Genomic DNA, 8,842 nt, shown 5'->3' with positions numbered 1-8,842 from the left:
CCGTGGCGCCATCCTGATCGCGCCCACGGCGGTCGGCGACACCTGGGCCCTGACCGGCCCAGACCTCGACACACTGAACCTGGGCGGGATGGTCGAGCGCGTGCGCGCCGGCTGGAACATCGATCCGAGCCGCCTGCTGCTGACCGGCATGAGCGACGGCGGCACCTTCAGCTATGTGAGCGGCCTGGAACCAAACTCGCCCTTCACCCACCTGGCCCCCGTGGCCGCGGCGTTCCACCCGATGCTGGCCCAGATGGCCGACCCCGACCGTCTCGCGGGCCTGCCGATCCATCTGGCGCATGGGGCGCTGGACTGGATGTTCCCGGTCGACATGGCGCGCGAGGCCGAGCGGGCGCTGTCGGCGGCGGGCGCAGCGGTGACCTATCGCGAGATCCCCGACCTCAGCCACACCTATCCGCGCGAACTGAACCCGCGGATTCTGGACTGGCTGGAGGCTACGCCGCGTCCAGGGCGCGGCTGACGTCGCGGACCAGGTCGCCCGAGCCCTCCAGGCCCACGCTCATCCGCACCCAGCCCTCAGTCAGGCCGATCTCCAGGCGCTGCTGCTCGGGCATCGAACGGTGGGTGGTGGTCGAGGGGTGGGTCGCCATGGACTTGGCGTCGCCCAGGTTGTTGGAGATGTCGACGATGGCGAGTGTGTCCAGGAACCGCCAGGCGGCTTCCCGTGAGCCCAGGTCGAAGGCGACGACGTTGCCGCCGCCAGTCATCTGGTTGGCGATGATCGCAGCCTGGGGATGGTCGGGCCGCCCCGGATAGATCACCCGCAGTGTCTTGGCGTGCGCGCCGATGGCGTCAGCCACCTTGGCGGCGTTCTCGGTCTGGCGCCGCACCCGCAGCTCCAAGGTCTCCAGACCCTTCAGCAGGACCCAGGAATTGAACGGCGACAGGGCCGGGCCGGTGTGGCGCAGGATGTCCTTGTAGCTTTCGGTCATCAGCGGCTCGGCGCCCAGGATCGCCCCGCCCAGCACCCGGCCCTGGCCGTCGATGTGCTTGGTCGCCGAATAGACGACGATGTCGGCGCCCAGCGCCAAGGGCTTCTGGAAAATCGGCGTGGCGAAGACGTTGTCGACCACCAGCTTGGCGCCGGCGGCGTGGGCGATGTCGGCCACCGCCCCGATGGCGGTCACCTCCAGCAGTGGGTTGGCCGGGCTCTCGACCAGGAAGGCCTTGGTGTTGGGCCGGCAGGCGTTCTTCCAGGCCTCGACATCCGTGGCGTCGACGAAGGTCACCTCGACGCCGAAGCGAGGCATCCATTCCGACAGGATCCAGCGGCACGACCCGAACAGCGCCCGGCCGGCCACGATGTGGTCGCCGGCCCGCACCAGGCCCTGTAGGGCCACATGCACGGCGCTCATCCCCGAGGCGGTCGCGCGGCAGACCTCGGCGCCCTCCAGCAGCGCCAGGCGATCCTCGAACATCTGGGTCGTGGGGTTGCCGAACCGCTGATAGATGAAGCCCGGCTCCTCGCCCGAGAACCGCTTGTCGGCGGCGCCGGCGCTCTCATAGGCGAAGCTCTGGGTCAGGAAGATCGCCTCGGAGATCTCGCCGTAGGGCGAGCGGGCCATGCCGCCCCGCACCAGCTTGGTCTCCTGCTGCCAGTCGCGCGGATCTTCGGCCATGAGGGTCTCCAGTTCAGATGAGGCAGCGCCTTCTACCCGGCGCAAACAGCCTCCGCCACATTGGAAAAACTGTCGCGTCCCCCCAGGCGAACGCGGTCAGCGCCTTGCCAGACTCGTGACGGGCGGCGAGTGTCGCCCCGATGATCGACACCCCCACCAACGACGCGGCGGGCATCCTGCCGTGCCAGTCCATCGACGCCCTGATCGCGCAGGGCGCCATCACATCCGCCCAGGCTTTCGACCACGACCAGGTCCAGCCAGCCAGCCTCGACCTGCGCCTGGGCGCGCGGGCCTGGCGGGTGCGGGCCTCCTTCCTGCCCGGCCTGGGCCGGACGGTGAGCCAGCGGATGGCCGGCGTGGCCATGCATGAGTTGGACCTCACCAAGGGTGCGGTGCTCGAAAAGGGTTGCGTCTATATCGCCGAGCTGCAGGAGGTCCTGGCCCTTCCGCCCGGCGTCTCGGCCCGCGCCAATCCGAAGAGCTCGACCGGCCGGGTCGACGTCTTCGTGCGCTTGCTGACCAACAACTCCGTGGCCTTCGACGACGTGGCGGAGGGCTATAGCGGCCCCACCTACATCGAGATCGCGCCCCAGACCTTCTCGATCCTGGTGCGCACCAACACGCGCCTGAACCAGCTTCGCCTGAAGCGCGGCGCGCCGCCCAAGCTCTCGATCACCAGCGTCGGGGTCGACCTCAGCGACGGCGTCGCCGGCTTCCGCGCGCGCCGCCACGCCGGCGTCGTCGACATGGATCACGTGGACGGTCACGACCCCCGCGACTTCTGGGAGCCGCTGATCCCGCGTCGTGGCGAGTTGCTGCTCGATCCCGGCGAGTTCTACATCCTGGCCTCGAAGGAGGCCGTCGAGATCCCGGTGCTTCAGGCCGCTGAGATGACCCCCATCGACCCCTCGGTCGGCGAGTTCCGCGTCCACTACGCCGGCTTCTTCGATCCCGGCTTCGGCACCGAGGAGGCCAAGGGCGTCGGCTCCAAAGGCGTGCTCGAGGTCCGCAGCCACGAGACCCCGTTCCTGCTGGAAGACGGCCAGACCGTCGCGCGCCTGGTCTATGAGCCGCTCACCGAAAAGCCCTCGCGGCTCTACGGCGACCAGGGCTCACACTACCAGCGCCAGGGCCTGAAGCTCTCCAAGCACTTCAAGGTCTGGTCCTAGGCCCCAACCCAAGAAGTTAGGCGACATCGACTTTTTGTCATGGTCACTTGACACTTCCAATGATGTCGTGTTTCCTTGTCATATCGACAGGGAGACTTGGCATGGCGGCGCGGGCGAGCAGGTGGTGGGGCAGGGCGGTCGTCGTGCTGGCGCTGCTGGCCATCGCTCTCTTTTACGCCGCCGGCGCCGCGGTCTTCTGGGCGGACGCCGAGCACGTGGCCTTCGCCATCCCTGCCGCAAACCTCATCGTCGCCCTGGCCGAACTTGGCTGGGCGCTTCCGGACGCCGCGCGCGTCCTTTGATCACGGAGCATCAAATGAGCCTGAAAGATCGCTTGGTCCGCGCGCCGGCCTGGGCCTACGCCGTCGCCCTGTTCATCGCCGGGATCGCGCTCGGGTTGGGAAGCGACGCTTTGAAGGCCGTCGACAATCCGGTCCTCGAGGGATCGGTGACGGCGCTGATCGTCGTGCTGGTGCTGGGTGGATCGGCGGCCTACTGGCGCCGGCTCGACGAGGCCGCGCGGGAGGCTCACAAGTTCGCCTGGTATTGGGGCGGCAGTTGCGGCCTGGGGCTGGCGATCGTGGCCTTCGCCGTCCTGATGGGGCCTGAGGGTTTCCCAATCGACGCAGGCTTCGGCGGCGGCAAGGAACCGGAGAACTTCATCGCCGTCGGCATCCTCGGGACCATCCTGGCGCAGATCGCAGGCTATAGCGTCGCCTGGTTCGGCTGGTGGATCGCCAAGCGGTGATCATGATGAAGAACCGCCTCAAGGTGCTCCGCGCCGAACGCGACTGGAGCCAAGCCGACCTCGCCGCCCGGTTGGACGTTTCCCGTCAGAGCGTCAACGCCATCGAGACAGGGAAATATGACCCCAGCCTGCCGCTGGCCTTCAAGATCGCGCGCCTGTTCGACGCCCCGATCGAGACGATCTTCAGCGACGCCTAGGCCGCCGCCTCTTCCCGGCGATAGATCGAGCGTTTCGGCGCGGCCAGCACGCGCCGAAGCATCGGCTCGAAGGCCTCCAGCGGCATCGACTGGTAGTTCGGATCGAAGCTGTTCTGGTCGTACATGTGGCAGAACTGAGCGGTGTGTTCGAAGTCCGGATGGCCGCGGTGCTGGTCGCGCATGTCGCGGTCCAGGCCCAGATAGTGGAAGAAATAGTAGCCCTGGAAGATGCCGTGCTTGTCCATCATCCAGAAGTTCCGCTCCGAGACGTAGGGCTTCATGATGATGGCCCCGATCTCGGCGTGGTTGGACGGGCCCAGGATGTCGCCGATGTCGTGCATCAGGGCGCAGACCACATACTCCTCGTCGCGGCCGTCCTTGAACGCCCGGGTCGCCGTCTGCAGGGAATGCTCGAGCCGGGTGACCGCGAAGCCGCCTGAGTCGGCCTCCAGCATCTTCAGGTGGGCGATCATCCGGTCGGGGAGTTCCTGCCGGTAGGGCGCGCCGGCCCGGCCGATGGCCATCCAGTCTTCGAGGGTCCCCTCGGTCATGGCGTGGAACTTGGCGCTGTCTGGGCTGGCGTCGTCGGCCATGGCGGCCTCCCTGGCTTATCTTTGTTCAGGCCATCGTGCGTCGGGGTCGCCCTGACGTCAACGATGGGGCCCAGGCAGCGAAATGCCCGCCCCGGTGGGGGCGGGCTCTCGAGGGTCGTCCGGTTCGCCTTTAGGCGAAGGCCAGGGTCTGGCGGCGACGCTGGTTGCGCACCATGCCGCCCACGGCGCCGAAGCCGATGATCATCATCGCCCAGGTGGCCGGTTCCGGCACGGAGGAGACCGAGACGTTGTCCAGCAGGGCGTCGACATTGTCGGCGGTGGTGTTGATCTGGAACGACAGGGTGGTGGGCGAACCGTTCCCCACGAAGCTGAAGCTCTGGCCGATCCAGGTCAGGTCGGAGTTGTTGACCGCCGGGGCGTTGAAGAAGCCCTGCGAGACGCCGTTCACCAGCACGTCCAGGCCCTGCCATCCGGCGCCGAACGCGCCATGGTCGAAGCTGACGGTGTAGGTGCGGCCGGCCACGGTCCCGAAGGACTGGCTCACCGCGTTCAGGCCGCTGACATTGCCCGAGCCGAACGACGCGAAGTGGTTGGTGGAATAGTTGGGCTCCGAGCCGGTGGTGCCGCAGCAGGGGCCGTACTGGGCCGCGGTCAGGGCGCCGACGCTGCCCGTGGTCGACCAGCCGGTCAGGCTTCCGCCGGCCAGCTCGAAGCCGCCGTTCGACAACAGCTCGACCGCCTGGGCGCCCGTGGCGCTCGCCGTGGTCAGGGTGAGGGCGGCGACGGCGGCCGCGACATGGAACTTGCGCATCGGTGATCCCCAAATCGGGAACGACCGCTCCCGTTGGAGGCGACCTTGCAAGCGTGGGACCAGTTAGTGGGCCGCCTGGTTCTCCAGCCGGGTCATCCAGTGGTCGGCGTCATAGGTGGGATCGCCGGTGAGATAGCGCCACAGCGCGATGCGGTTGACGAACTCCAGCCGCCCGGTGTCCTGCTCGAACCACGGCTCCGGCGTCATCAGGATGGCCTCGACGCTCTCGGGATCCTGGCGAGAGACCACGTGGAAGATCGGCCGCTGGGCGGGGCCGGCCGCGAGGTCTGAGGTGTCCCAGCCGCGAACCTGCGACCCCGACGGGTTCATGCGGATCTTGAACATGGTCCGCGTCGTGTCCGACAGGTTCACTCCGCCCCCGTGCCAGATGCCCGAGTGCAGGAAGAGCAGGGTTCCGGCCTCGCACACCATGTGCTGCTGGCCGCGGATGTTCTGGTAGCGGCCCAGCGCCACCTCGCTGACCTTGCGCAGGTGGGTTCCGGGGATGAACCGCGTGCCGCCCATCGGCCGGGTGACCTGATGCGGATAGTACATGACCTGGACATCGAAGGCCGTGCGCGGATCGATCGTGGAGTCCTGGTGGGTATGCTGCGACACGCTAACCGAGCCCCCGGCCGCGTGATAGGCCGGCGGGAAGGTCACGTGCAGGAAGTGGTGGTCGAAAACCGGGGCCTCGCCCACCAGGCTGCGCAGGGCGCCGGCCACCAGGGGCAGGTCCAGCAGCCTCTGCACGGCGCTGCCCTGAGGATAGACCTCGGCCAGCGGAACCCCGGCCGGCGTTTCCGGGATCGCCGCCCCGGCCAGCAGCTCGCCGAACGCCCGCATGACCCGCTTGCCCGGTTCCGGCTCGGCGGCCTGGCCGACCTCCGCCAGGAACTGGGCGTTGATCGCCTCGGGGACCACGCCATCGAAGCGCAGGAAGCCCCGCGCGACGAACCGCGCCATCTGGGCCGAGGATAGCAGGGGCAGGTCGCTCATGCGCCGAGCTCCACGAGCTGTTCAAACAGGAACTCGTACTTGAAATAGGCCAGGTCGAACTCCTCGCCGCGCGGATGGGGCAGAAGCTGCGAAGCCTGGATCAGCCGCCAGCCGTCCTTCAGGGCTTCGACCCCGGTGCGATAGGGCGGCTCGTCGTTGTCGCCCGCCATGGGCAGGGTCGCCCCCGTGCCGTCATAGACCGCCCAGGCGATGGTCGGGGCGTCCAGCGCCGAATTGGCGAGGTAGAGGACAAGGACTTTCTGCCGTCGCATGGGCGAGCCGCGCGCCTCCAAGCCGGGGACCAGCCGCCACCATGGACCGCTGCCGTGGCGACAGCCAAGCGCCGCCTCAGGCCGGCGGCGGGTGCAGGTCCGGCTGGCCGTCCATGGTCCGTGTCCAGACCACGTTCTCGCGCACCACCCGCGCGGGCGATCCCACGGCCAGGACGTTCTGCGGCAAGGCGCCGCTCACCATCGACCCCGCGCCCACGATCGTCCCCGACCCGATCCGCGCGCCCTTCAGCACCAGCACTCGCGTGCTCAGCCAGACATGGTCGCCCAGGGTGATATCCTGCGCCGGGTTCAGCCGCTCGCCCGTCGACCGGTCGAAGATCGGATGCATGTCGCTGACGTCCATATGGATGTCGGTCGACAGCATGCAGTCGCGTCCGAAGGTGATCGTCCCGGCCTCGTGCATCGAGACCCCGACCTGGTTGAAGGTGGTCTGCGCCCCGATCCGGATGACCCCGCCGTCGCCCCGGACGATGCGGATGATCCCGTCGATCACGCAGTCGTCGCCGATCTCGATGACCGCGTTCGCCGCCTCCTTGTAGATCAGCACCGCGGCGTCCAGCCGGACGTTCTTGCCGACCCGCAACGTGCAGTTCGTCCCGTTGACCACCACCCGCCCGCCCGGTTCGCTCTCCAGCTCCAGCACGCTTCCGGGGGCGACTTTCTCGAGGGGCATGGCGCGGGGTCCGGGCTCGTTGAACAGCCGCCGCACTAGACCGTGGGTCGCGCCAGATGGCGAGGGGGGGGAGCGATCGTCGGAAGCCGCTTGAGCCGCCAGGACGGAGCGGCTAGAGAACCGCCACCCCGCAAGGGGCGCGCGGGCGTAGCTCAGGGGTAGAGCGTCAGCTTCCCAAGCTGAATGTCGTGGGTTCGAATCCCATCGCCCGCTCCATGACTTGGCTCAAACCCCTCGCGAGCCGGTTTCCGTCGCCCTCAGAGCCTTCGCGGAATGACGACCTGCATGCTCTTGTAGCCCTTCACGAAGGTCGACGGGACCCGCTGCGGCGCCTCGAGCACCTGGATTTCGGGGAAGCGCTTGAGGATCTCTTCCCAGATGATCTTCAGCTGCAGCTCGGCCAGCCGGTTGCCCACGCAGCGGTGGATGCCGAACCCGAAGGACAGGTGCTGGCGGGGCCGAGGACGGTCGATGATGAAGTCGTTGGGCCGCTCTATGACCGTGTCGTCCCGATTGCCCGAGACGTACCACATGACGACGGTGTCGCCCTTCTTGATGGTCTTGCCGCCCAGCACGTAGTCCTGCGTCGCCGTGCGCTTCATGTGGGCCAGCGGGGTCTGCCAGCGGATGGTTTCCGACACCATCGAGGCGACGAGGTCCGGATTGGCCCGCAGTTTGTCGTACTGGTTGGGGAACTGGTTCAGCGCGTAGATCGAGCCGGAGATCGTGTTGCGGGTGGTGTCGTTGCCGCCGATCGTCAGCAGGATGATGTTCCCGAGATACTCGAACTGATTCATGTCCTTGGTGGCTTCGCCGTGCGCCAGCATGGAGACCATGTCCCCGTCGATCGGGTTGACCTTGCGCTCGGCCCACAGGTTCAGGAAATAGCCGGCATAGGCGCTCATCTCGGCGCGCTTCTCTTCCCAGGTCTCCACGATGCCGTCGCCCGGGCGCGACATCACCGTGTCGGACCAGCGGGTCAGCTTGCGGCGATCTTCCTGCGGCATGCCGAACAGGGTGGCCAGCGTCATGGCCGTGAGTTCCATCGAGACCTTATCGACCCAGTCGAACGGCTCGCCGATCGGCAGGCTGTCGAGGATCGCCCCGGCGCGTTCGCGGATCAGCGGCTCCATCACCGTCAGGTTGTGCGGCGCGACCGCCGGGCTGACGGTCTTGCGTTGTTCGTCATGCCTGGGCGGGTCCATGGCGATGAACATGGTCGGGCCGCCGCTGGGTCCGCCGAAGGGGCCGCCGGTCATCTGCGCGCCGCTGGCCACCAGCTTGGCGATCATCTCTTCGCTGGGACCCAGGCTGATGCCGCCTTCCGAGGAGAAGACCTCGTGATTGGTGTCGACTTCCATGATGTCGTTGTAGCGGGTGACCGCCCAATGGGGCTCGAAGTCGCTGGCCGGTGTCCAATGGACGGGATCCTCAGCCCGAAGACGCTCGAAGTAGGGCCACATGGCGTCAGCCTGAAACAGCGACGAGCGCGCCACGTTCAGGCTTTCGATCGGTAGGGAATAGACGTCGTCGCCGACGGTGTCGGCCGTCCGGGCTTCCTGAGTGGCGCTCTCGCTCATCGCGGTGATCTCCCTTGAGCCAGGCTTCTGAACACCTGTTGTCTCTACATCTCGCCGCCTGAACCGCGTTCAACAAGGCCTGTCGTGACGGGAGCGTCATTTTGGTCGCGTGTGACGGTCGCCGCGGCGAGCAACTCCGCTCCGATCCCATCGCCCGCTCCATCGCCAAAAGCTTGTC

Annotated in this window: 11 protein-coding genes, 1 tRNA gene and 1 pseudogene; 6 read left to right on the top strand and 7 right to left on the bottom strand. The window is 67.6% G+C overall.

Annotation, left to right across the window (positions count from 1 at the left end; all coding sequences use genetic code 11):
- Positions 1–481 (top strand): annotated as a pseudogene (locus RMO04_RS18185) (hypothetical protein); the annotation flags it as partial.
- Here RMO04_RS18185 and metZ read toward each other — a convergent pair.
- A complete protein-coding gene (gene metZ, locus RMO04_RS18180; RefSeq protein WP_309646177.1) occupies positions 456–1,640 on the bottom strand; it encodes an O-succinylhomoserine sulfhydrylase in 1,185 nt (394 codons plus the stop codon). The pseudogene RMO04_RS18185 and the gene metZ sit on opposite strands and share 26 nt — an antisense overlap.
- 140 nt (positions 1,641–1,780) lie before the next feature.
- On the opposite strand from metZ, the gene RMO04_RS18175 reads away from it, so the two are divergent.
- From RMO04_RS18175 to RMO04_RS18160, 4 genes are all read left to right on the top strand, one after another.
- On the top strand, positions 1,781–2,809 hold the full coding sequence (locus RMO04_RS18175; protein ID WP_309646176.1) for a 2'-deoxycytidine 5'-triphosphate deaminase: 1,029 nt from the start codon (positions 1,781–1,783) through the stop codon (positions 2,807–2,809).
- 101 nt (positions 2,810–2,910) lie between these two features.
- The gene (locus RMO04_RS18170) at positions 2,911–3,111 is read left to right on the top strand and encodes a hypothetical protein (protein WP_309646175.1); all 201 of its coding nucleotides are present in this window, start codon (positions 2,911–2,913) and stop codon (positions 3,109–3,111) included.
- Between the two features lie 14 nt (positions 3,112–3,125).
- A complete protein-coding gene (locus RMO04_RS18165; RefSeq protein ID WP_309646174.1) occupies positions 3,126–3,557 on the top strand; it encodes a hypothetical protein in 432 nt (143 codons plus the stop codon).
- 5 nt (positions 3,558–3,562) lie between these two features.
- Positions 3,563–3,754, top strand: a complete 192-nt coding sequence (locus RMO04_RS18160; RefSeq protein ID WP_309646179.1) for a helix-turn-helix transcriptional regulator — start codon at positions 3,563–3,565, stop codon at positions 3,752–3,754.
- Here the strand turns inward: RMO04_RS18160 and RMO04_RS18155 are convergent.
- The 5 genes from RMO04_RS18155 to RMO04_RS18135 all read right to left on the bottom strand — a co-directional run bounded on the left by RMO04_RS18155 (position 3,751) and on the right by RMO04_RS18135 (position 7,084).
- Positions 3,751–4,347, bottom strand: a complete 597-nt coding sequence (locus RMO04_RS18155) for an HD domain-containing protein (RefSeq protein WP_309646173.1) — start codon at positions 4,345–4,347, stop codon at positions 3,751–3,753. The two genes, RMO04_RS18160 and RMO04_RS18155, sit on opposite strands and share 4 nt — an antisense overlap.
- A 130-nt stretch (positions 4,348–4,477) precedes the next feature.
- Complete coding sequence (locus RMO04_RS18150) at positions 4,478–5,119, bottom strand: PEPxxWA-CTERM sorting domain-containing protein (protein WP_309646172.1); 642 nt, start codon at positions 5,117–5,119, stop codon at positions 4,478–4,480.
- A gap of 63 nt (positions 5,120–5,182) precedes the next feature.
- Positions 5,183–6,118 carry a phytanoyl-CoA dioxygenase family protein gene (locus RMO04_RS18145; RefSeq protein WP_309646171.1) on the bottom strand — a complete coding sequence of 312 codons (936 nt, stop codon included), beginning with the start codon at positions 6,116–6,118 and terminating at the stop codon, positions 5,183–5,185.
- On the bottom strand, positions 6,115–6,390 hold the full coding sequence (locus tag RMO04_RS18140; protein ID WP_309646170.1) for a hypothetical protein: 276 nt from the start codon (positions 6,388–6,390) through the stop codon (positions 6,115–6,117). Before RMO04_RS18140 ends, RMO04_RS18145 begins: the two co-directional genes overlap by 4 nt.
- Positions 6,391–6,466: 76 nt before the next feature.
- Positions 6,467–7,084 (bottom strand): acyltransferase, encoded by a 618-nt coding sequence (locus RMO04_RS18135; protein WP_309646169.1) that lies wholly within the window; start codon positions 7,082–7,084, stop codon positions 6,467–6,469.
- Positions 7,085–7,225: 141 nt separating this feature from the next.
- Between RMO04_RS18135 and RMO04_RS18130 the strand changes: the two genes are divergently transcribed.
- Positions 7,226–7,300: transfer RNA gene (locus RMO04_RS18130), tRNA-Gly, on the top strand.
- Between the two features lie 41 nt (positions 7,301–7,341).
- Here the strand turns inward: RMO04_RS18130 and RMO04_RS18125 are convergent.
- Positions 7,342–8,664, bottom strand: coding sequence for a cytochrome P450 (locus RMO04_RS18125; protein ID WP_309646168.1), 1,323 nt, complete (start codon positions 8,662–8,664; stop codon positions 7,342–7,344).
- Positions 8,665–8,842 lie beyond the last annotated feature (178 nt).

The organism is Phenylobacterium sp., from assembly GCF_031412415.1.
Lineage (GTDB): Bacteria > Pseudomonadota > Alphaproteobacteria > Caulobacterales > Caulobacteraceae > Phenylobacterium.
The sequence above is the reverse complement of the archived record's forward strand: the minus strand, read 5'-3'. Positions and strand labels throughout refer to the sequence as shown.